General features: G+C 69.6%; 19 protein-coding genes. 8 read left to right on the plus strand and 11 right to left on the minus strand.

Going from position 1 to position 22,614, the window contains the following annotated elements; genetic code table 11:
- Positions 1 to 163 precede the first annotated feature (163 nt).
- Complete coding sequence (locus D7V88_RS15885) at positions 164 to 838, plus strand: response regulator transcription factor (RefSeq protein ID WP_120541487.1); 675 nt, start codon at positions 164 to 166, stop codon at positions 836 to 838.
- On the plus strand, positions 835 to 2,385 hold the full coding sequence (locus D7V88_RS15890; protein ID WP_120541488.1) for a sensor histidine kinase: 1,551 nt from the start codon (positions 835 to 837) through the stop codon (positions 2,383 to 2,385). Before D7V88_RS15885 ends, D7V88_RS15890 begins: the two co-directional genes overlap by 4 nt.
- 8 nt (positions 2,386 to 2,393) lie before the next feature.
- Here the strand turns inward: D7V88_RS15890 and D7V88_RS15895 are convergent, their stop codons facing one another.
- From D7V88_RS15895 to D7V88_RS15905, 3 genes are all read right to left on the minus strand, one after another.
- A complete protein-coding gene (locus tag D7V88_RS15895; RefSeq protein WP_120541489.1) occupies positions 2,394 to 3,182 on the minus strand; it encodes a hypothetical protein in 789 nt (262 codons plus the stop codon).
- A 77-nt stretch (positions 3,183 to 3,259) separates the two neighbouring features.
- A complete protein-coding gene (locus D7V88_RS15900) occupies positions 3,260 to 3,832 on the minus strand; it encodes a hypothetical protein (protein WP_120541490.1) in 573 nt (190 codons plus the stop codon).
- Positions 3,833 to 3,962: 130 nt separating this feature from the next.
- The gene (locus tag D7V88_RS15905) at positions 3,963 to 4,568 is read right to left on the minus strand and encodes a sigma-70 family RNA polymerase sigma factor (RefSeq protein WP_120541491.1); all 606 of its coding nucleotides are present in this window, start codon (positions 4,566 to 4,568) and stop codon (positions 3,963 to 3,965) included.
- 211 nt (positions 4,569 to 4,779) lie between these two features.
- Here D7V88_RS15905 and D7V88_RS15910 point away from each other — a divergent pair, with 211 nt between their 5' ends.
- From D7V88_RS15910 to D7V88_RS15930, 5 genes are all read left to right on the plus strand, one after another.
- Positions 4,780 to 6,774, plus strand: coding sequence for an alpha-1,4-glucan--maltose-1-phosphate maltosyltransferase (locus D7V88_RS15910; protein WP_120541492.1), 1,995 nt, complete (start codon positions 4,780 to 4,782; stop codon positions 6,772 to 6,774).
- Between the two features lie 17 nt (positions 6,775 to 6,791).
- Positions 6,792 to 8,441, plus strand: a complete 1,650-nt coding sequence (gene treS, locus D7V88_RS15915) for a maltose alpha-D-glucosyltransferase (protein ID WP_120541493.1) — start codon at positions 6,792 to 6,794, stop codon at positions 8,439 to 8,441.
- A gap of 6 nt (positions 8,442 to 8,447) precedes the next feature.
- On the plus strand, positions 8,448 to 9,782 hold the full coding sequence (locus tag D7V88_RS15920; RefSeq protein WP_120541494.1) for a phosphotransferase: 1,335 nt from the start codon (positions 8,448 to 8,450) through the stop codon (positions 9,780 to 9,782).
- A complete protein-coding gene (gene glgB / locus D7V88_RS15925; protein WP_120541495.1) occupies positions 9,779 to 11,980 on the plus strand; it encodes a 1,4-alpha-glucan branching protein GlgB in 2,202 nt (733 codons plus the stop codon). Before D7V88_RS15920 ends, glgB begins: the two co-directional genes overlap by 4 nt.
- A 63-nt stretch (positions 11,981 to 12,043) precedes the next feature.
- Entirely contained in the window at positions 12,044 to 13,009 is a 966-nt protein-coding gene (locus D7V88_RS15930; protein ID WP_120541496.1) for an aldo/keto reductase, read from the plus strand.
- A 79-nt stretch (positions 13,010 to 13,088) separates the two neighbouring features.
- On the opposite strand, the gene D7V88_RS15935 is transcribed toward D7V88_RS15930, so the two are convergent.
- From D7V88_RS15935 to D7V88_RS15960, 6 genes are all read right to left on the minus strand, one after another.
- Positions 13,089 to 13,439 (minus strand): PilZ domain-containing protein, encoded by a 351-nt coding sequence (locus tag D7V88_RS15935; RefSeq protein ID WP_244238174.1) that lies wholly within the window; start codon positions 13,437 to 13,439, stop codon positions 13,089 to 13,091.
- 133 nt (positions 13,440 to 13,572) lie between these two features.
- Entirely contained in the window at positions 13,573 to 14,358 is a 786-nt protein-coding gene (locus D7V88_RS15940) for a biliverdin-producing heme oxygenase (protein ID WP_120541498.1), read from the minus strand.
- Entirely contained in the window at positions 14,355 to 14,621 is a 267-nt protein-coding gene (locus D7V88_RS15945; RefSeq protein ID WP_120541499.1) for a hypothetical protein, read from the minus strand. Before D7V88_RS15945 ends, D7V88_RS15940 begins: the two co-directional genes overlap by 4 nt.
- 1,164 nt (positions 14,622 to 15,785) lie before the next feature.
- Positions 15,786 to 16,313 carry a gamma-glutamylcyclotransferase family protein gene (locus tag D7V88_RS15950; protein WP_120541500.1) on the minus strand — a complete coding sequence of 176 codons (528 nt, stop codon included), beginning with the start codon at positions 16,311 to 16,313 and terminating at the stop codon, positions 15,786 to 15,788.
- Between the two features lie 22 nt (positions 16,314 to 16,335).
- Positions 16,336 to 16,920: a GbsR/MarR family transcriptional regulator gene (locus D7V88_RS45160; RefSeq protein ID WP_120541501.1), complete on the minus strand. Its 585-nt coding sequence runs from the start codon at positions 16,918 to 16,920 to the stop codon at positions 16,336 to 16,338.
- Positions 16,917 to 17,915 carry a polyprenyl synthetase family protein gene (locus D7V88_RS15960; RefSeq protein ID WP_120541507.1) on the minus strand — a complete coding sequence of 333 codons (999 nt, stop codon included), beginning with the start codon at positions 17,913 to 17,915 and terminating at the stop codon, positions 16,917 to 16,919. Before D7V88_RS15960 ends, D7V88_RS45160 begins: the two co-directional genes overlap by 4 nt.
- A gap of 194 nt (positions 17,916 to 18,109) precedes the next feature.
- Between D7V88_RS15960 and D7V88_RS15965 the strand changes: the two genes are divergently transcribed.
- Positions 18,110 to 19,603 (plus strand): MFS transporter, encoded by a 1,494-nt coding sequence (locus D7V88_RS15965; RefSeq protein WP_120541502.1) that lies wholly within the window; start codon positions 18,110 to 18,112, stop codon positions 19,601 to 19,603.
- Positions 19,604 to 19,643: 40 nt separating this feature from the next.
- Here D7V88_RS15965 and D7V88_RS15970 read toward each other — a convergent pair whose 3' ends face one another.
- Together D7V88_RS15970 and D7V88_RS15975 are read right to left on the minus strand one after the other, a co-directional pair.
- Positions 19,644 to 21,176, minus strand: coding sequence for a methyl-accepting chemotaxis protein (locus D7V88_RS15970; RefSeq protein ID WP_120541503.1), 1,533 nt, complete (start codon positions 21,174 to 21,176; stop codon positions 19,644 to 19,646).
- Between the two features lie 221 nt (positions 21,177 to 21,397).
- A complete protein-coding gene (locus tag D7V88_RS15975; RefSeq protein WP_208726311.1) occupies positions 21,398 to 22,585 on the minus strand; it encodes an alpha/beta fold hydrolase in 1,188 nt (395 codons plus the stop codon).
- Positions 22,586 to 22,614: the final 29 nt, after the last annotated feature.

The following is a 22,614-nucleotide window of genomic DNA, read 5'->3' on the forward strand; positions in this document are numbered from 1 at the left end:
GTGGCGGTCCCCCGCCGTTCGGTGACGGCGGCATGGGTCCGCCCCCGGGCGACGGTGGCTTCGGCGGACCTCCGCCGGGCTTCGACGCCGGAACGCCGTGAACTAGGGTGGAAGGGAGCCCCGGAAGCCTCCGGGGCTTCCAGTCCGAAGGGAGCGCTGGCGCATGCGGGACCGCATCCTGCTGGTGGAGGATGACGAACAGCTCGGGTCGCAGATCGTCGGGCACCTCCAGGGCGCGGGCTTCGAAGCCCTCTGGTGGCGCGAGGGCCGCATGCTGGTGGCCGGCGAGCTTCCTGACGTGAGCCTCGTGGTGCTGGACCTGATGCTGCCCGGCACCTACGGCCTGGACATGCTCAAGGCGCTGAGGACCTTCTCGGAGGTCCCGGTGCTCATCCTGAGCGCGCGCAACGACACGCTGGACAAGGTCCGCTCGCTGAAGCTGGGCGCGGACGACTACATGACCAAGCCCTTCTGGCCGGAGGAGCTGGTGGAGCGCGTGCGAGCGCGCCTGCGCCGCCCCACCCTCCAGAAGGAGCAGGCGGTGGTGGAGGTGGGCCCGCTACGCATCGACCTCCAGGCGCACGCCGTCCAGGTGCAGGGGCGTCCGGTGGAGCTCACGCGGGTGGAGTTCGAACTGCTCGCGGCGCTGGCGCGCAGGCCCCAGGAGGCCGTGACGCGGCAGTGGCTGGTGGAGCACGTGTTGGATCCGGAGCGCGAAGGCACGGAGCGCACGCTGGACGTCCACGTGTCGCGGCTGCGGCGCAAGCTGGGCCCGGTGAAGTGCGTGGAGACGGTGTGGGGCGTGGGCTACCGGCTGGTCCCCGGGGAGGACGCGTGAAGCTGCGACTGCGCCTGGCGCTCACCGCGGTGGCGGTGACGGTGCCCGCGGTGTTCGCGCTGGTGCAGGTGGAGCACTCGGTGCGCCGCCGCACGACGGATGAGGTCATCGCCGGTTCGGTCCTGACGCAGATGCAATCCGGTGGACGCGAGCGCTGCGAGGCCGCGCCCGACACCTGGATGGTGCGCACGCGTTCCCAGCGTCCACCGTGGGAGCGGGAGGGCGTCCCCGACCTGAAAGGCGGTCCCCCGTCCGGCGCGCTCGATGGTCCGCCTCCGGGTGAGACGCCGGGCTCCGGGCCCCGCGAACCGGGCAGTGACGGGCCCCCCCGCTCACGGCCCGGCGAACGCGGTCCCTTCGGAAGGCGGCTGCCTCCGGTGAGTCTCTTCCCGTTCGACGGGACGTTCGTTCCTGGCAACGCGCAGGCCCCCGCCCTGGACGACGACCTGCGCGAAGGCGCGCGAGCGGACGGCGTGGGCGTGCGTCGCTACACCAAGGACGACGGCGCGCTGGTGCAGGACCTGCTCCTGCGCATGCCCTGGGACGGCGGTCCGTGCGAGTACGTGCTGGCCCGGCGCGTGGAGCCCGCGGACTCGCCGGAGGTGGGCCTGCCCCCGCTGTACATCTGGGGCGTGCCCACGCTCATCCTGTTGTCCGCGATGGTGGTAGCGCTGGGGCCGGTGGTTCAGCGGCTGCGCCGGCTCACGGTGGAGGTGCGAGCGTCGTCGGGCAGCCGCTACCAGCAGCCGGTGACGGTGCAGGGCCACGACGAGATCGCGGAGCTGGCGAGGGCCTTCCAGCAAGCGCGCGAGGAGATCCAGGCCCAGATGGCGCACCAGGAGGCCCGCGAGCAGACGCTGCGCGACTTCCTGGCCAACACCACGCACGACGTGATGACGCCGCTGACGGTGTTGCAGGGCCACCTGGCCGCGATGCAGCAGCAACTCAGGAAGGGTGAGCCGCTGGAGCCCACGTTGATGCACTCCGCGATGAGCGAAGCGCACTACATGGCCTCGCTGGTGCACAACCTGGGAGCGGCGGCGAGGCTGGAGGCCGGAGCGCCCCAGGTGCAGCACGCGCCGGTGGACCTGAACGCGCTGGTGTCGCGGGTGCTGGGCCGGCACCAGCCCATCGCGCGTCCCCAGCGGATCGCGCTGGAGAGCGGCGTGCCGGCGAGCCCCACCTGGGTGATGGGCGACGAGACGCTGCTGGAGCAGGCGGTGAGCAACGTGGTGCTCAACGGCATCCGCTACGGGCGCCTGGACGGCCACGTGGCGGTGGTGTTGGAGACGACGCGGCAGCAGACCTTCCACCTGCGCGTCATCGACGATGGGCCGGGCATTTCGGAGGAGGAACGCTCCAGGCTCCTGGAGCGTCGCTTCCGGGGCAACGCGGCCCGCACCCGCGATCCCCAGGGACAGGGCCTGGGCCTGCACATCGTGCACAACGTCGTGGAGCTGCACGGCTGGAAGTTGACCCTGGCCCCGTCCGAATACGGAGGGCTGGAGGTCGGCTTCACGGGGCCGCTGATGCCGCCCCCGGCCTGAGCTGGGACCTACAGCGCTCCCGCCTCACGCCTCCCGGAACGCTCCAGCAGGAAGGTCACCAGCTCCGGCCAGCAGGCCTCCAGCACGTCGGGGGACGCCTCACCGAACACGGCGACGGCATCCACCGGCCGCTGCTCCCCGGTGAGGTGCTCCTGGCACCAGGCCTCCAGCGCCTCCCGCAGTCCGCGCAGCGGTCCGGTGAGTTCTTGCAACGAGGAGTGCCCGAGCTGCTCGAGCGCTTCGGCCCAACGTCCGGTGCGGCAAGCCACCACCCCCGAGGCAAGCACCGCCATCAGGTGCGGCGTTCCGTCCCATGTCTTCACCGAGAGCCGCTTCTCCGCCAGCGCCACCCGCCCGTCCATCGCCGACACCATCGCGAGAGAAGCCGACAGCAGCTCCCGGAACCGCGGCGTGAGATCCGTCCGCGCCTCCAGACCCGCCAGCTCACGCTCCGCCACCGACAGTTGCCAGAGCTGAAGCCGGCTGATGCCGATGTTGTAGGTGGGAATGACCGGGCTCTTGGCCAGGGGACGCGACGCTTCGAACTTGTCGAGCGCGGCGGCCACCCTCCCCTGCGAAAGCAGTTGGAGCCCCTCGTCGGTGAGCGCCTTGCTCCTGCGGTAGCGCGGCAGGAAGTAGAGGGCCAGCAGCCCACTCAAGGGGATCAGGAGGTAGGGAATGGAGGGGGCGAATGAGCGCGCCGTTTCATAGGCTTCGGGCTCGAAGTGGGCGAGCACGCGGGGCACGACGGCGAGCGCCACCCCCAACACCCCGCCGATGATCCATTGGGTCCGCATGGGCCGGCTTCTACCATCACCGGGCCCCCGTCCGCGTCCGCCCCACTCCCCCGTGAGGCGGACGCTGCGCCCATCCGCTACCGCATCGCATCCCGCCGCGCCTGCGTGCGGCGGCCCTGCGAAGCCCGGTGCGCCTGCGTCTTCATGGACGAGAAGCGCTGCGCCTTGCGCGCCCCGCCCTTCACCGGCCCCCGACGCGAGTAGCCCGCGGGCCGCGCCGTCCGCTTCGCCATCGCGGTCTTCTTGCGCGCGGGCGTGACGCGCGTCGCCTTCCTCGCCACCGGACGCTTGCGCATCGCCGGACGTGCCTTGCGCATCGCGGGACGCGCCTTGCGCATCGCCGCCTTCTCCATCCGGCCCAACTGCATCTCGAAGCGCGACAGCGCCGTGCGGAACAGCGCCGCCTTGCGCCGGGTGTTCATGTCCCCTTCCGCCTTGCGGCTGCGCGTGGGGAGGCGCTTTCCGGACGCCTCACGCCGCAGCGTGTGCGAGCGCTGCGTGTACTTGTCCATCATCCCGCGCGCCCGCTTCACCATCCCCTTGAGCTCGCGCTCGGACAGCTCCGCGACGTTTCGCGGAGCACTGGCCAGCACCAACCGCATCTCCCGCTCGTTCATCAACGACACACCTGGATCCTTCACCTTGCGCATGTCCGCCCCTCCCTGGGGTTCTCGAAACAGTCGCAACGTTTGGGGTGCCGGGCGACGGCGGCAAGGCAGACACGGCCCGGGCCTGCTCCACCGCCCATCCCCACGGTCCAGGGAGGATGTCCTGCGGACTTCAGCCGGACGCCGCGGCGGGGCGCTCTTCCAACAGCACCGCCAGCTTCTCCAGCGCCAGCCGCGCGCGCGTCTTCACCGTGCCCAGCGGGTGTCCCGTCCGCTGGGCGATCTCGCTCTGCGACAGGCCTTCGAAGTACGCGAGCATCACCACCTCGCGCTGCTCCGGCGGCAACTGCGTCAGCGCTTCGCGCACCCGCGCCTGCTCCTGCTTCGAGGACGCGGAGGCATCCGGCGCTGGCGGCGTGGCGCTCACCGGCGGCGGCTGATGGCTGGCGCCCTCCACCATCCGCGACACCGTCCCCAGCGAACGCAGCCGGTCGATGGAGCGCGTGCGCGCGATGGTCGTGACCCACGTCTCCAGTCCGCCACGCGCGGGATCGAACTCGCGCGCGCGCCGCCACACGTCCAGGAAGATCTCCTGCAGCACCTCTTCCGCGTCCGCGCGCGTGGGCAGCAGCCGGACCGCGATGGCGAACGCCCGTGCTGAGCACCGCGCGTACACCGCGCGCATGGCCTCCGCGCTGCCGAGTGCCACCTGCCGCAGCAGGTCGCGATCGGCCGACAGGTCACTCGCTTGCTGAGCAGCGGAGTCGGTTGGCGCCATGTTCTTCCCGGATACCGCAACCGATGGGGCGGATCCCAGCTTCAACTATCGAAGCCCGTTCACCCAGCCCCGGAGGGTAGTCGCCTGTCCCCTCCATCCCTAACGTTGACAGGCCAACGCGACCAGGCCAGCGCCCTCTTCAATCAACAACACCCGCGCATTGCCGCCTGGAGCCACCCACTCACAGTCCTATAAGCCACCGCCAGCCGATATGACCGACCGACTCGGAAGCGTGTTCATCGAAAACGTCCAGCCGGAGCTGGACGCAGGGCGCTACGCCATCAAGCGCATCGCCGGGGAGAGCCTGACCGTCCGCGCGGACATCTTCAAGGAAGGTCACGATGTCCTCGTGGCCGTCGCGCGCTGGCGTCAGGTCACCCCCGCCGCCCAGAAGACCGACTGGGCCGAGGTGCCCCTCACACCCAAGAGCAACGACGCGTGGGAGGGTGTCATCCCCCTCGCTCGCAATGGCCGTTACGAATACACGATTGAAGCGTGGCCGGATCTCTTCCGCACCTGGGCCCACGAGCTGAAGCGCAAGGTGGATGCGGGCCGCGACGTGAAGAGCGAGCTGCTCGAAGGCGCGGCGCTCCTCGAAGGCGCCGCCGCGCGCGCGAAGGCCCTCTCCGCCGAGGACGCACGCACGCTCGGCGAGGCAGGGGCGCGCCTGCGCACCCCGCCCTCGCCCGACCACCTCCTCGCCGCCCTGTCACCTGAACTGGCGGACGTCGCCTCACGGCATCCCGACCGGACGCTCGCTCGCCGCTACGACGAGGTGCTGGAGGTATTCGCGGACCGAGAGAAGGCGCGCAACGCCGCCTGGTACGAATTCTTCCCGCGCTCCGCGAAGCGCGACGGCAAGACGCACGGCACCTTCAAGGACTCCGAAGCGTGGCTGCCGTACATCCAGAAGCTGGGCTTCGACACCGTCTACCTCCCGCCCATCCACCCCATTGGCCGCACCGCGCGCAAGGGGAAGAACAACACCCTCAACGCGCAGCCCGGTGACGTGGGCAGCCCGTGGGCCATTGGCGCGAAGGAAGGCGGCCACAAGGCCATCCATCCCGAGCTGGGCACGTTCGCGGACTTCCGCGCGTTCGTGGACGCAGCGCAGGCGCACGGCATCGAAGTGGCGTTGGACCTCGCGTTCCAGTGCGCGCCGGACCACCCGTACGTGAAGGATCATCCGGAGTGGTTCCAGCACCGCCCGGACGGCACCATCAAGACGGCGGAGAACCCGCCCAAGCGCTACGAGGACATCGTCAACTTCGACTGGATGGGCCCCGCGCGCGACGCCCTCTGGAACGAATTGAAGTCCGTCGTCCTGTTCTGGGTGGACCACGGCGTGCGCACCTTCCGCGTGGACAATCCCCACACCAAGCCCATGCAGTTCTGGCACTGGCTCATCCGCGAAGTGCAGGACCTGCACCCGGACGTGCTCTTCCTGTCGGAGGCCTTCACGCGCCCGAAGGTGATGAAGGCGCTGGGCAAGGTGGGCTTCACCCAGTCGTACACGTACTTCACCTGGCGCCTCTTCAAGGACGAGCTGCGCACGTACCTGGAGGAGATCACCCAGCCTCCGGTGGCGGACTACTTCCGCGGCAACCTCTGGCCCAACACGCCGGACATCCTCCCGGAGAACCTCCAGAACGCGGGCCCCGGGGCCTTCCGCCTGCGCGTGGCGCTGGCCTCCACGCTGTCGTCGGTGTGGGGCATGTACTCCGGCTACGAGCTTTGCGAGGGCCGGCCGGTGCCGGGCAAGGAGGAGTACCTGGACTCGGAGAAGTACCAGCTCGTCGCCTGGGACTGGGACAAGCCGGGCAACATCTCCGAATGGATTTCCAAGCTCAACGCCGCGCGCAAGCAGCACCCCGCGCTCCAGCAGTATTCGGGCCTGCGCTTCTTCACGTCCGACAACGAGCGCGTCCTGTTCTACGGCAAGCGCACGCCGGACGGCACCAGCACGGTGCTGGTGGCGGTGAGCCTGGATCCGTACGCGCCGCAGGAGGCGCTCCTGCACGTGCCCATGGAGTGGCTGGGCGTGAAGCCAGAAGAGACGTACCAGGTGCATGAATTGATGGCCGACCAACGCTCCCTGTGGCAGGGACCGGACGTGCAGGTGCGCCTGACGCCGGAACAGCCCGCGGCCGTGTATGCCGTGTATCGCTTCCGCCGCACCGAGCACGCGTTCGACTACTTCGAGTGACACCCTCCGAGAGGCGTATGGACCTGGATCCGCTCTGGTACAAAAAGGCGCTCATCTACGAGCTGCACATCCGCGCATTCCACGACTCGAACGGGGACGGCCACGGGGACATCCCGGGCCTCATCGAGAAGCTGCCCTACCTCCAGGAACTGGGCGTGGACTGTCTGTGGCTCCTGCCGCACTACCCGTCCCCGCTGCGCGATGACGGCTACGACATCGCGGACTACTACGGCATCCACCCGGACTACGGCACGCTGGCGGACTTCCAGCGGCTGGTGGAAGAGGCCCACAAGCGCGGCCTGCGCATCCTCACGGAGCTGGTGGTCAACCACACCAGCGACCAGCACCCCTGGTTCCAGGAGGCCCGCCGCGACCCGAAGAGCCCCAAGCGCAACTGGTACGTCTGGAGCGACACCGACGAACAGTACAAGGGCACGCGCATCATCTTCACCGACACGGAGCGCTCCAACTGGACGTGGGATCCGGTCGCCAAGCAGTACTTCTGGCACCGCTTCTTCAGCCACCAGCCGGATCTGAACTACGACAATCCCGAAGTGCAGGAAGCCATGCTGGACGTCATGCGCTTCTGGCTCAACATGGGCGTGGACGGCTTTCGCTGCGACGCCGTGCCCTACCTCTTCGAGCGCGAGGGCACCAACTGCGAGAACCTCCCGGAGACGCACGCCTTCCTCAAGCGCCTGCGCAAGACCATCGACTCCGAGTACCAGGGCAAGGTGCTGCTCGCGGAGGCCAATCAGTGGCCCGCCGACGTGCGCAAGTATTTTGGCGAGGGCGACGAGTTCCACATGGGCTTCCACTTCCCGGTGATGCCCCGCCTGTTCATGGCGGTGCGCCGCGAGGACCGCACACCCATCGTGGAGATCATGCAGCAGACGCCGGAGATCCCGGACAACTGCCAGTGGGCCATCTTCCTGCGCAACCACGATGAGCTGACGCTGGAGATGGTGACGGACGAGGACCGGGACTACATGTACCGGGAGTACGCCACCGACCCGCGCATGCGCATCAACCTGGGCATCCGCCGCCGGCTCGCGCCGCTGATGGACAACGGCCGAAGGCGCATCGAGCTGATGCACAGCCTGCTGTTCACCCTGCCCGGCACGCCGGTCCTCTACTACGGGGATGAAATCGGCATGGGCGACAACATCTACCTGGGCGACCGCAACGGCGTGCGCACGCCCATGCAGTGGACCGGCGACCGCAACGCGGGCTTCAGCCGCGCGGACTACGCGCGCCTGTTCGCGCCCGTCATCGCGGATCCCGTCTACGGCTACCAGGCCATCAACGTGGAGGCGCAGGACCGGCAGAAATCCAGCCTGCTCCAGTGGGTGAAGCGGATGATCCGCATCCGCCAGCGCTACCCCGTGTTCGCCATGGGCACGCTGCGCTTCCTCACGACGGACAACCGCAAGGTGCTGGCCTTCGTGCGCGAATGGGAAGGGCAGACGGTGCTGGTCATCTGCAACCTGTCGCGCTTCGCGCAGCCCGCCGTGCTGGACATGCGCGAGCTGAGCGGCTCCGTGCCGGTGGAGTTGATTGGCGAGACGGCGTTCCCCCGCATCAGCGACCTGCCCTATCAGTTGTCGATGGGCCCCTACATGTTCCTGTGGTTCCGGTTGGACAAGCCTCTGCCGGGGAAGGAGTAAACGCGCGTGACACCCTTGGACCTGACAAAGCTCCCCGACTTCCTCAAGGCCCAGCGCTGGTTCGCCGGCAAGGCGTGGCCCATCAAGAGCGTCAGCGTGGCGGACCACGTGAACATGGAGCTGGGCGCGTGTTCGTTCACCCTCGCCATCGTGGAGGTCGTGTACGAGCTGGGCCAGCCGGAGCGCTACCAGCTCCTGGCGCGGCAGACACCGGAGGGCCTGACGAGCGCGCTGGAAGACGACACCTGCGTGCGCGCCCTCTTCGCCCTGGCGCGGGAGGGCCGCGAGCTGCCCTCCGGCTCCGGCCGCGTGCTGGGCGAATGGATTGCCTCCACCGACAGCGGCGTGGCCCTGCCGGATCCGCTGCCGGTGCGCCGGCTGAGCGTGGAGCAGAGCAACACGTCGCTCGTGCTGGGGGAGCGGGTCATCATCAAGGTCATCCGAAAGCTCGAAGCAGGCGTGAACCCCGAGTACGAGGTGGGCCGCTTCCTCGCGACGAAGACGTCCTTCCGCGCGACGCCGCAGTTGTTGGGCGCGCTCAACCTGGAGGGCCCCGCGGGCGCGACGTTGGCCCTGGCGCACCGCTTCGTGCCGGACGCGGTGGACGGCTGGAAGTACACGCTGGACCGGCTGCGCCAGACGAAGGCCCTGGGCGACGGCTTCCTGACGGACATGCGGGAGCTGGGCGCGCGCCTGGGGGACCTGCACAAGGCCTTCGCCTCCGCCGGGCCGGACGACCTGTCCTTCTCCCCGGAGCCCCTGTTGCTGGAGGACCTCCAGCGCTGGAGCGCGTCCATCGTGGGCGAACTGGGCGTGACGCTGGCGGACGCGGGACGGCTGCACACGGACCTGGAGGGCCGGCGCGACGGGCTCATCGCGTACGCGAAGCGGCTTGCGCACGTGACGCCGTCCGGACAGAAGATCCGCATCCACGGCGACCTGCACCTGGGCCAGGTGCTGCGTTCGGAGAACCAGTGGCTGTTCTTCGACTTCGAGGGAGAGCCCTCGCGTTCGTTCACCGCGCGCCGGGAGAAGTACAGCGCGCTGCGCGACGTGGCGGGGATGATCCGCTCCTTCGATTACGCGGAGGCCACCGTGGCGCTGGAGGGCGGCCAGCCGCGCGGGCGCGTGGGTCCCACCCGCGACGCGTTCCTGGAGGGCTACCGCACGGCGACCCGCGGCGCGCCCTTCCTGCCCGACACCGATGAAGCCTTTGATGTGATGTTGCGCGCCTTCGAGCTGGAGAAGCTGTTGTACGAAGTGCGCTACGAGCTCGCGAACCGGCCTGACTGGGTGCGCATCCCCGTCGAGGCCCTGTTGCGGATGGAGGATGCCCAGTGAGGAAGCCGGCGGACAGAGCACAGGTGGAGGCGGAGCTGCAACGCGTGGTGGAGCTGCGCCATCCGGAGCCGCACTCCGTGCTGGGCGTCCACCCGGACGGGGACGGGATGGTCGTCCGGGCCTACCGGCCGGAGGCCGTGTCCCTGCACGTGCTGCCGGAGTTCGGCGGCAAGGTGCCCATGGTGCACCGCACCGGCGGCGTCTTCGAGGCGCGCATCAACGGCCGCACGGAGCCCTTCAGCTACCTGCTGGAGGTGGAGTACCCGGGCAAGAAGGTCTTCACGCTGCGCGACCCGTACAGCTTCCTGCCCACGCTGGGGGAGCTGGATCTGTACTTCGCCGGTGAGGGACGCCACGAGCGGCTCTGGGAGCGCATGGGCGCGCACCTCATCCACCACAACGGGGTGAAGGGCACGTCCTTCGCCGTCTGGGCGCCCACGGCGTCCGGCGTGTCGGTGGTGGGCGACTTCAACGGCTGGGATGGGCGCCTGCACAGCATGCGGCGCATGGGCTCCTCCGGCATCTGGGAGCTGTTCGTCCCGGAGGTCGGCGAGGGCACCCGCTACAAGTTCGAGATCCGTCCCGGCCAGGGCGGCCGGCTGCTCAAGTCGGATCCGTTCGCCTTCCGCACGGAGACGCCGCCCGCCACCGCGTCGGTGGTGCACGACCTGGCCCGCTACGCCTGGGGCGATACGGCATGGCTGGAGGCCCGGGAGAAGCAGACGGAGGCCGCGCGCCAGCCCTGGAGCGTCTACGAGGTGCACCTGGGAAGCTGGCGCCGCGTGGTGGAGGACGGCGACCGGCCCATGACGTACCGCGAGCTGGCGCCGGAGCTGTCGCGCTACGTGAAGGAGCTGGGCTTCACGCACGTGGAGCTGCTGCCCGTGGCGGAGCACCCCTACGGCGGCTCATGGGGCTACCAGGTCGGCGGCTACTACGCGCCCACGTCGCGCTTCGGCCACCCGGACGACTTCCGCTACCTGGTGGACTACCTGCACCAGGAGGGCGTCGGCATCATCGTGGACTGGGTGCCGGGTCACTTCCCGCGCGACACCCACGTGCTGGGCAACTTCGACGGCACGGCCCTCTACGAGCACGCGGACCCGCGCAAGGGAGCGCAGCCGGACTGGGGCACGCTCGTCTTCAACTTCGGCCGCAACGAGGTGCGCAACTTCCTCATCGCCAACGCGCTGTTCTGGCTGGAGGAGTACCACATCGACGGGCTGCGCGTGGACGCGGTGGCCTCCATGCTCTACCTGGACTACAGCCGCAAACACGGCGAATGGATCCCCAACCGCTGGGGCGGTCGCGAGAACGAGGAGGCCATCCAGTTCCTGCGCGAGCTCAACGACACCATCCGCCGCAAGCACCCGGGCGTGGTGGTCATCGCGGAGGAGTCCACCGCGTGGCCCAAGGTGAGCCAGCCCACGAGCGAGGGCGGCCTGGGCTTCCACTTCAAGTGGAACATGGGCTGGATGCACGACACGCTGTCGTACTTCGGCAAGGATCCCATCCACAGGCAGTACCACCACAACCAGCTCACCTTCGGCCTGCTGTACGCGTTCAGCGAGCACTTCATGCTGCCGCTGAGCCACGACGAGGTGGTGCACGGCAAGGGCAGCCTCTACGGCCGGATGCCGGGTGACGCGTGGCAGAAGCGCGCCAACCTGCGCGCGCTCTTCGCGTGGATGTGGGCCCACCCGGGCAAGAAGCTGCTCTTCATGGGCGGTGAGTTCGGCCAGCCGGGCGAGTGGAACCACGACAAGAGCCTGGACTGGCACCTGCTGGACGACCCGGGTCACAAGGGCATCCAGAAGCTGGTGGGGGACCTGAACCGCGTCTACCGCGAGCTGCCCGCGCTGCACGACGCCGACAGCGAGCCGGTGGGCTTCCAGTGGCTCCAGCCGGACGCCTCCGCGGCGAACGTGCTGGCCTTCGTGCGGCGCTCGCGCACGCCCGGGCGCCACGTGGTGTGCGTGGCCAACCTGTCCCCAGTTCCGCGCGAGAATTATCGCGTGGGCTTCCCGCTCGTCGGCCGTTATGTGGAGTTGGTCAACAGCGACGCGGGCGAGTACGGCGGCAGCGGCCTGGGCAACAACGGCCAGGTGCACACAGAGCCCACGGGCTGGGACGGTCAGCCGGCTTCGGTGGCCCTCACCCTGCCCCCGCTGTCGGTGGTGTGGTTCACGCCGGGCTGAGAAGGGCGCCTTCGAGCGCGTCCTTTCGTCCGGCCTTCACGGCGGCAGCGAAAGGACGCGCGCATGGCTTCGCAGGCAGCGACGAAGCGGAAGTTGGGAACGACCGGGCTGGAGGTGTTTCCCCTGTGTCTGGGTGGGAACGTCTTCGGCTGGACGAGTGATGAAGCCACCTCGTTCGCCGTGCTCGACGCGTTCGTCGAAGGGGGCGGCAACTTCGTCGACACCGCGGACGTGTATTCGCGGTGGATCCCCGGCCACCAGGGTGGCGAATCCGAGACGGTGCTGGGCAGGTGGATGGCCTCGCGCAAGGCGAGGGACCGCGTGGTGGTGGCCACGAAGGTCGGCGCGGAGACGGCACTGGGCAAGGGCCTCACCCGCGAGCACATCGAGAAGAGCGTGGATGCGTCCCTGCGCCGCCTGGGCGTGGAGCGCATCGACCTGTACTACGCGCACTACGACGACCCGAACACGCCCTTCGAGGAGACGCTCCGCGCCTTCGACGCGCTGGTGAAGGCGGGCAAGGTGAAGGCGCTGGGCCTGAGCAACCACACCGCGGAGCGCGCCGCGGAGGCGCTGGCAACGCAGCAGCGCCTGGGGCTCGCGCGCTACCAGGTGCTCCAGCCGGAGTACAACCTCGTGGAGCGCCCGGGCTTCGAGAACGCCCTCCAGCCGCTGAGCCAGAAGGAAGGGCTCGCGGTGGCACCGTACTTCGGGCTCGCGTCGGGCTTCCTCACCGGCAAGTACCAGGAGGGACAGCCGCCGCCGCAGTCCGCGCGCGCGGGGGGCGTGATGAAGAAGTACGGCAACGCGAAGGGCTGGGGCGTCGTCGCCGCGCTGAAGCAGGTGGCCCAGCGCCGGGGTGCCAGTGAGGCGCAGGTGGCGCTCGCGTGGCTCGCGACGCGGCCCACGGTGGTGGCGCCCATCGCCAGCGCGACGTCCGTGCCGCAGGTGAAGGAGCTGCTCGGGGCGTTCAGCGTGAAGCTGGAAGCGGACGACCTGCGCGAGCTGGACAGCGCGTCGTCGGAGTAGCGCGCGGTGAATGGACGGAGCCCTGGCGCGGTGACGTCAGGGCCACCTTCCCGCCATCAACAGCGTCCTGTATCAGCCTTTATGTTTCATCCGCGACGAGCACGGTCTTCAACCGCTCCAGCGTCTCGTCCGGTACGTCGATGAACGACAGGCCGACTTCGAAGCGGGCCACGGCGTCCTTGGGTAGTTTGACGGCCCAGACGATGCGAGCCGTACATTCCAGGGAGCTGCCGTCCGGCAGGAACAACTCCAGGTCCAGGCGGGAGCCCACGTCCTGCGGCTCGTCGGAGTAGATGCGCGCGCCACCGAGGCTGACATCGAGCACCTGCTTCTTCTCTCCAATCTTCATCCGCGCGGGACGCGAGTAGAGGGGAGCCTGGAGCCGGGGGAAGGATCGGCGATCGATGTTCGAGGTCATCTGAGTCGTCACGATCAGCCATCCTAGCGTGCCTGTCACGAAAGGGCATATTGCCCTCCCAGACGAGGATATGACCCGTGGGGTGGGATGACCCTGGCGTGGGTTTGCAGTCACCCCAGCCCCCGGGTGGTGTCGTCCGCGTGCGTCAGGGATTGAACGGGCCGCGTGAGTCCTCGATGCCAGGAGCATCGCGCGCCAGCTCGTCGCAGATGAGGCCCTGGATGCGGAAGGCCAGCCGCGCTTCCTGGATCACCTCCTGGGACTCGAGTTCGCCCAGCGCCACCTCATCCAGCCGGGTCGCCAGCCGACGCTGGAAGGCGTTCAGTTCTCCTGCGGACACCGCGTTGTAGAAGGCGGTGCCTCGACCGCCCTCCAGCTCGAACGCTTGTGCGACGAGCTCCGAGCGTTGGGGCGCCGTGAAGAGGTCCTGGACGCACCGGGCGTAGGCATGCGCGAGCAGCAGGTGGGGCGCTTCGGTGGCCACCTCGTGGATCCGCTCGGCGTGCAACCGCGTCTCCGCGCAGGCGAACGGCTGTGTGCGCGTATCGCCGCAGAACCAGTCCAGGTCCGACGCCAGCGCCGAGGCCCGCCGCAACTCCGGCAGTCGCAGCACCCGCGCGAGCGCGACGTCCTTCACCGCCGGCAGCGCGGATTCGAAGGCCTCATAAAGGACGTGCAGTTGGCGCAGGTGGTTCACGTAGTGCCGGGCCCGCACGAACTGGCCATACACGCCGCCGTTCCACGAACCGTGGAAGAGCGCCTCCAGGAAGGTGGACTGCTCCACCTGCCGCCGCGCGCTGCCCGTCCCCTCCTCCAGGCGCACCGACAGCGGCTGGACTGGCGTTTCGGCCGGCGAGGCCGCCGCGGCCCCCAGCCGCCGATCCCTGGCGGAACGGATGCCGCCCCACCGCAACGTCCCCTGCGGGCTCACTGCTTCCACCCGCCGTTGGGCACCCCGTGCGAGGTGGGGGCCGGCGGCTCCGAGGCCTCGGGCTCGTGGCGGGGCGACTGCGGCACCTCCTCCAGGTGCTGGATGGCCTCCAGCAGCGTGTGGCCCAGCGCGCGCAGGACATCCTCTTCCAGGCGGAGCGTCACCGGCCCCACCGCCAGGTGGATGTGCCCACAACTGCACCGCGTCACCTCAGCGCACGGGCCTCGCGCCAGCACCGCCCTGCAGCATCCCTGACCGAGCATCGCGACCTCCAATTGACTTTGATTATCGAAATCAAATTCATGAAGCCACAACGCCCTTTCGGGGTCAAGCCGGTCCGCGCCGTTTCCGGACCCGATGCCCGCCACCAACGGCCCAAAGACAGACATGAAACATGACAACAATACATATCAAAACACTGTCTTTGATTGACAATGACAGACATTGGCTGTTCCGGTCGCGGTCGACGAAGGGGTACGCACCCTGGAGAAATGGGTGCTCTTCTGTTCATGTAGGCATGGCGACTCGAATGGTCTCGGAATTGGCTGAAGGTTTGTTCAGGCCAGTTCAGGGCCCTTTACGACCCCTGAAAAACTGGCTGAAGGTTTGTTCAGGTCCCGTTCATTCCACCCCGCTCTGGTCATCGCCAGAGGGTGGGGCCCCACGAAGTCCCCTGTGCCGAGGAGCCTCGTCAGAAAGGAGGAGCGGGACTTCCCGGCGGTGCTGCCCATCCAAAACGCGGAGGCCCGCGCCTCGGAGTCGTGGCCCGGACGTCCATCCGCCTGCCTGAAGGGATGTTCAGGGGCAGGCGAGGCACGTTGAACGGCTGGGCCAGCGGCTCACGGGAGTTGTTCGCGCGAGACCTGCGCAATCTGGCTGGCCGTTCCGCGCCCCGAACCCCGGCTCACCGAGCGGCCTGAAGCCCATGCCCCTGGACCAGGACGGCTCGAAGGTGGACAGGCCATCCAGGCGCACTCGGCGCACCGGGGCCTGACGTTCTTCGACGGAGAGGAAGGGCTCCACCCCGACTGGCGGCGCGGCGCGCTGGTGGCCTCCCACTGCTCGTGGAACCGCACGCGGAGCGCACCTGTGACAGGGCCACGCGTTCCCGAGGGAGCTCGCCACGAACCCGCCCAGGGGCAAGCTGGGCGCCTCCCACGGCGTCGAGGAAGCGCACGGAGCGGACCGGCTACAAGGTCACCGCGTTCCCGTGGGACCTCGCCACGGACCAGCCCATGGGCGAGGTGGACGTCGTCACCGGGTTCAAGGCCCCGGACCTGCTCAGTAGGTGGGGCCGGCCGGTGGACGTGCCCTGGCGCCGGGCAGAGGCTTCATCGTCAGCGACGATCAAGCCGGTGCCCTCTACCGCAGGGAGCCCGCCGCCCGGCCGTGAGCCACGGGCCTCGCGGCGGGATGCAGCGCGCGCTTCAGCGCGTCTCGCCGCGGCCCAGCTTCTCCACGTAGTCGGCGGGCAGCCCGGCGCTCGTCGCACCGCGCACCAGCGCCTCCACGAAGCGCGGGCTTACCGGCCCGTCCGACGACGCACGGCGCGGGTTGGTCACGAACGCGGTGGCCTCCAGCTCCTTGCCGTCCACGCGCACGCGCACCGTCCGCTCCACGCACATGCTCGTGACGAAGCCCTCCTTGTGCTGGACGATGGGCCAGTCCTTGCCGGCGATCTGGAAGAGCCGGCCGTATACGCGCGCGCCCGGCGCGTCGGTGAGGCCCGCCACCCGTCCGCCCCACCAGCGCGAGGGGAAGTCGTAGACGAGGTCCACGTCCAGCGCCTCGGCCAACTGCCCTTCCGGCAGCTCGAAGAAGCCGTAGCTGTGCTGGCCCTTCCACTCCTCGAAGGCGGCCCGGTCGAGGATGGTCGAATACGCGAAGTACAGCCGGGGCGCGTCCGCATCCGCCTGCGCGCGCGCCTTCATCACCTGATCGTAGTGCGAGTCCATGCGTGCCCTCCTACCACTGCCCCTAGCGCGAAAGGGCGCCGTCGCGGAACGCGCCCAGCACGCCCGCGACGTCCAGGCGCGAGGTCCTGATGAACAGGCGCAGCGCCCGCTCCACGTGCTCGGCCAGCGTGGCCATGCGCTCCAGCCGCCGCAGCCTTTCGGCCGGCAGCCCGCCCACGCCCACCGCCAGCCTGCGGGCTTCGGCCAGGTCCGCCCGGATGCGCGTGACGAAGGCCGCCTCGCGCTCCTCCACCACGTGCGTCACCATCCGCACCAGGTCCGTCTCCGCCGAGTAGCGCCACACCGTGTCCTGCGGCACGCGCACCCGCTGCACGGCGCCCCAGCGCTCCAGGTCGCGCAGCAGCATGGACACGCCGCCCTTGGACAGCTCCAGCTCGCGTTCAATCTCCCCCGCCGTCAGCGGCTCACCGCGAAGGTACAACAGGGCCCACACGCGGCCCTGGTTGCGCTTGAAGCCCCAGAACTCGATGACGTTGCCCACCGCCTCCACGGAGATGGACTCCCACGGCGCCAGCCGGCCGTTCTCCGGCGGTGCCACGGTCTTCTGACTCCCGGGCTCCCCCCCCGTCCACAGGTAGCCCTTCACGCAGCGCGTCCCTTGACCTGATCGGCGATGCCCTCGGCCAACCGGTGCGCCCAACTGGCCAGCTCCGCGCCCGCGGCGTCCTTCGAATAGGGCCCCAGCTTGTCCAGCGCGGCCTCGATTTCGGTGTTCATCATCGCCATGGACGCTTCCACCGCGCCGGTGGCCTCGATGGCGTTGCCAATCTCCCGCGTGCGCTCCGGGGTGATGACGGAGAACGCCCACGCGTCCTTGAGCTTGCGGCGCAGCGATTCATCGCGCGCCACCGCCAGCAGGATGGGCAGCGACGGCGTGCGCGAGTGCACGTCCGCGTACCGGGGCTTGCCCACGTCCGTGCCCAGGATGTCGCGGATGTCGTCGGCGATCTGGAACGCCACGCCCAGGTGCCGGCCGAACGCGTCGAAGCGGGCCACCGCATCCGGCTGATCCGCCAGCGTCGCGGCCGCCTTGCCGCACCAGCCGAACAGCGAACCCGTCTTGCCCTCGGCGATGTAGCGCAGGCGCGTCAGCGGCAGGTTCATGTCGCCCCGAGCCTCCACCTCCGCGATGGCCGCGCGGGTCATCTCCGTGACGATGGCCAGGCCGCTCTGCACCACGCGCGCGTCCAGCAGCGACAACTGCGTGAGCGCCGTGGACAGGATGAGGTCGCCGCTCATCACCGCGACGATGTTGCCCCAGCGCGCGTTCACCGTCGGGCGGCCCCGGCGGTACATGCCCGCGTCCACCACGTCGTCGTGCAGCAGGCTTGCCGAGTGGATCATCTCCGCGGCCACGCCCACGTCCACCAGCCGCTCCGCCGGCACGCCCACGGCGCCACCGAACAGGCGCACGAGCATGGGACGCGCACGCTTGCCACCCGTGCCCAGGCACAGGTGCCGCGCCGCGTTCATCAACGTGTCACCTTCCACGTCAGGCCCGACGTCGCCATCCGCGAGCAAGGCGTTCAGCCGCTGCTCCACCTGCCCCAGAAACTCCGTCAGCTCGTGAGCGACATCCATGTGCGCGGTCTCCTTCCAGTCGTTCATATAGTTCAAGACCGCGTGAACTGCACCTGAATCCCTTCTGCCCAGCAGGCAGGCGGCCAGCGAGCTGAATGCCGGGGAGAAGGCCGGTTGGTGGACGGCCGTGCGCCCGGGCCACACCGGGGGTCCGGTTGAGGGGGAATGCAAGGCCAGGGAACATCCCGGGCCGCGTGTCCCCCGCCGCCTTCCGCCGCCACCTCGTCCAGAGCTTCGCTTCCCTCGCCAACGGCGTTCCGCTCTTCCGTCCCGGGGCTTCGCTGCCCGGTGCGTCGGCGCCACTGCTGGGTGCTCCCCCACCCTCCGACAGCCACCGGGGCCCGCCCGTCCACCAGCGGCTGCGCGGGTCGCTGCGCATGTCCATCGTGGAGGGGATGTTCGCGGAGGTGTTCACCGCGTGCGCGGGTGCGACGGTACTCACCGCGTGGGCCATCGCGCTGAAGCTGGGCCCCTTCCTCGTGGGCGTGATGACGGCGCTGCCGTTCTTCGCCCAGTTCGTCCAGTTCCCCGCCGCGTGGCTGACGCTCTGCTTCGGTCACCGGCGGGTGGCGCTCACCGCCGTGTGCCTGTCGCGGCTCGTGATGCTGCCCCTGGCGCTGATGCCCTGGCTGAAGCTGTCGCTGACGGGCCAGCAGCACCTGCTCATGGGCGTGGCCGGCCTGTCCGCGCTCCTGGCGGTGGTGGGCAACAACGCCTGGGTGGCCTGGATGGGGGAGCTGGTGCCGCGCGCCGTGCGGGGCCGCTTCTTCGGCAAGCGCACCGCGCTCACCACGCTGATGGGCACCGGCGCGTCGCTCACCGCGGGCCTGCTGATGGATCGGCTGCGCAGGGTGGACGGCGTGGGCATGGCCCTGCCGCTGCTGGCGCTGGCCGCGTGCGCAATGGGCCTCGTCACCACCCTGATGATGGCCGCGCAGCATGACCCCGCGCCCCCGGGCAGCTCGCCCCGGCTGGAGCTGAAGGCGGCGCTGCTGCCCTGGAAGGACGACGGCGCCCGGCGCGTGCTGCTGTACCAGGTGGCGTGGAACGCGGCGGTGGGCGTGTCCGCGCCCTTCTTCGCGCTGCACTCGCTGCAGAACCTCAAGATGACCTTCGTCATCATGGCCCTGCACGCGGCGGCGGTGGCGGGGGTGCGCGTGCTCACCGCATCCATGTGGGGCCGCGCCATCGACCGGCTGGGCGCGCAGCCGGTGCTGATGGCGTGCTCGCTGGGGATCAGCGTCATCCCGCTGTTGTGGCTCCTGCCGTCCGAGGGGACGCTGTGGCCGCTGCTGTTCGACGTGCTGCTGGCGGGCGCGCTGTGGAGCGGCCACGGCCTGGCCATCTTCGCGCTGCCCCTCACGGTGGCGCCGCGCCGGGGACGGCCCTTCTACCTGGCGGCGTTCGCCACCGCGGGAGGCCTGGCCTACGCGGCGGCGGCGGCCCTGGGAGGCGCCCTGGCCGCGCGCATCCCCCAGCAGTTCATGCTGGGCGGATACGTGTGGGCGAACCTGCACGTCCTCTTCGTCGTGTCGTCGGTGGCCCGCCTGGGCGCGGCGTTCCTCGCGGCCCGGGTCAACGAGCCCGGGGCGGCCACCGCGCGCACCGTGGGTCAGGTGTTGGAGCGGCTCCTGCCCCGCCTCCGCCCCGCGCTGCGCGAGGCCCGCTCCCCGGACGTCCGCCCCTGACAAGGCCCCGAAGCGCGGGGGCCCTGCACACAGCGGCGGACTACAGCCGGTAGTCCTTCACCATCGCGGCCACGCGCTCGGACAGCATCTTGAGCGCCACCGCGGACTCGCTGGTGGTGGAGATGCGCTTCACCGTGTCGCCCATCACCGCATTGAGCTCGTTCACCGCGGTGAAGATCTGCTCGATGCCGGTGGCCTGCTGGTTCACGGTCTGGGAAATCTGGCGCGCGGACACCACGCTGTCGCGCACGATGGAGGACAGTTGGCGCAGCGTGTCCCCGGAGGTGCGCACCTGCGCGAGCCCGGACTCCATGCGCTGCGTGCCCGCCGCGGTGATCTCCACCGTGGCGAAGATGGCCGCGCTGATGTCCGCCAGGATGCCGCGCACCTGGTTGGTGGCGCGGATGGACTGGTCCGCCAGCCCGCGGATCTCCCGGGCCACCACCGCGAAGCCCTTGCCGTGCTCCCCGGAGCGCGCCGCCTCGATGGCCGCGTTCACCGCGAGCAGGTGCGACTGGTCCGCCAGGTCCTTCACCGTCTCCGTGATGCCGGAGATCTGCTCGGTGCGCTCGCCCAGCGCCATGATGCGCTCGGCGATCTGCTCCACCTGCGAGCGCAGATCCACCAGGCCCTCGATGCTGTCCGTGATGGCGCTCTCGCCCGTCTTGCCCAGGGCCTCCGCGCGCTCCGCCACGTCGATGACCGCTTCGGCCGCGCGCGACGCCACCACCGACGTCTGGCGGATCTCCTGCGCCGTCACCTGCGTCTCCTGCAGCGCGGCGGCGTGGCGCGACACCATCTCGTTCTGCCGGCCCGCCGAATCATTCAGATGGTCCACCGACCCCTTGAGCAGATCCGACGACTGCTGCAACTGCACGAGCAGGTCCTTCACCTTCGTCACCATCAGCGTGAAGGCGCCCGCCAACTGCCCCACCTCGTCGGTGGAGTCGATGCGGACCATCTCCCGCAGGTCGCCGTGCTCCGCGATGCGCTGCGCCGCTTCCGTCAACTGCACCAGCGGCCCCGCGATGCGCCGCGCCAGCACGAGGCCCACCACCACGAACAGCACCAGCGCCAGCACCAGCACCACGCTCACGCCGGTGGTGAGGCTGGCCACCTGGGCCCGCGCCGCCGTGCGGTTGAAGCCCACGTGCACGCTGCCCGCCCCGTTCGCCATCCGCGAGCTCAGGTCCATCAGCTCCGCGTCGCGCACGTAGAACGTCGCCTCGCCCGTGGCCTTGCCCAGCCTGTCCCTCAGCTCCCGCATGGCCGGGCCGTACTCCCCCGCCACCGCGCGAAGCTGTCCCGACCCGTCAAAGACGGCCACGTAGGCCACCTTCCCGTTGCGGGCCACCGGCTCCAGGAGCGCCTGGAGCGACTCCGTCTGGCCCGAGGCCATGACGCCCGCCAACGTGGAGGCGAGCGCCGCGGGCATGGACACCCCCACGTCCCGGCCCTGCGCCTCGAAGGCGTTGGACACGCGCGGGATGAGGTACCCGAAGAAGAGGACCGTGAAGAACAGCGCCACCAGGAGCGGCGCCAGCGAGAGCTTCTGGGACAGGGAAAGTCGCATCCGGGCGTCGGTGGCGGCCTCCTTCCACGCTGTCGCCAGCGCGCGGAAGCCACTCCAGAGGGAAATCTGGGAAACGATGCCCCCCTGGACTATCCAGTGAGGTGCCGCATTGTGAACACCCCCAGCGAGCCCGCGCAATGGTCCCGCGCGTTTCCCGCATGAAAGTGAGACACCGCGCCCTGGGTAGACACCACCCCGGGGCGCGGGCGTCATCCCTTTTTTCAGCCCGCCTGGCGCTTGGTGGGGGCGCTGTCGTCCCACTTCTCCATCAGGGTGTTGGACGGCAGTTGCTCATCCAGCAGCTTGCGCGCGGACTCCGCGCCGGACACCGGCAGCCCCTGGGGGTTGAGCAGGCCCAGTTGCACCAGCACCGTCGCCTGATCCCAGTAGATGTGCTCGTGGTAGAGCTTGTCGCCGCGGAAGTTCACCACCGCGACGAACGGCACCTCCACGTACTTGCCGGTGGGCGGGATGCCCGGGAGCATCCAGTCCATCTCGATGTCGTGGGTGAAGCAGAAGATGAACTCGTCCACCACGCGGTCGGCACCCACGGTGCGCGACAGCGGGATCATCTTCGTGTCCTTCGGGTTCGCGTGGATGAAGTGGTTCTCGTAGAAGCGGTGCAGGTAATTGGCGCCCACGCCGCCCGTCATCACCGGGATGCTGTTGACGTACGGGTGCGCCACCATGGTGGCCATCGTCGCGTCGGCGTCCCGGATGGCGAACTCCAGCTCCGTGTGGCGGTCCCACAGCGCGGACAGGTCGTAGTGCGGACCCATCGTCTTGCGCAGCAGGGCCATGGTGCGGGTGTGGGCCATCATCTGCGAGGGCCGGTGGTACGCCGGAGACCCCGTGCGGAAGAAGCCGTGCCGGACGCCCGGGTACACGTACAGCTCCACGTCGGGCGTGACGTGCTTGCGCACGCGCGCCACCGCGGACGGGGGCACGAAGCCGTCCCACTCCGCGAAGTTGAGCACCATCGGGGACGCGTCAGGCCCCGCTTCCGCCAGCACGTCCTCCATGCCCGGCGCGCAGTAGGCCACCGCGCAGTCCACCTGGCCGTGCACCGCGAGCTGCGCGGCCAGCGTGCCGCCCAGTCCGAAGCCCAGCGCGCCCACCTGCTTCTTGCCCTTGAGGCCCGTCACCTCCGGCAGGGCGCGGGCGTAGGCCACCACCGCCTTCAGATCCGCTTCCTCCGGCTCCCCCCTCGACGCGAGGTCCGGCGCGACCACCACGTAACCTTCTTCCGCGAAGTGTTCGGCCATGTGCTTCAGGTGTTCGTTGCCCTCGAACGCCTCCACCATCAGCACCACCAACGCCGGACCACTCCCGGATGCTGGACGACGGATCCAGGCCCTCATCGGGTCGTTTCCATCCACGGGAATCCACATCGAGTTGTCGGTCGTCATTGTCTCGCACCCTCCCCAAAGCGGACATG

Origin of the sequence: Corallococcus terminator (assembly GCF_003611635.1) — a bacterium.
In the GTDB taxonomy this organism is placed as follows: Bacteria; Myxococcota; Myxococcia; order Myxococcales; family Myxococcaceae; genus Corallococcus; species Corallococcus terminator.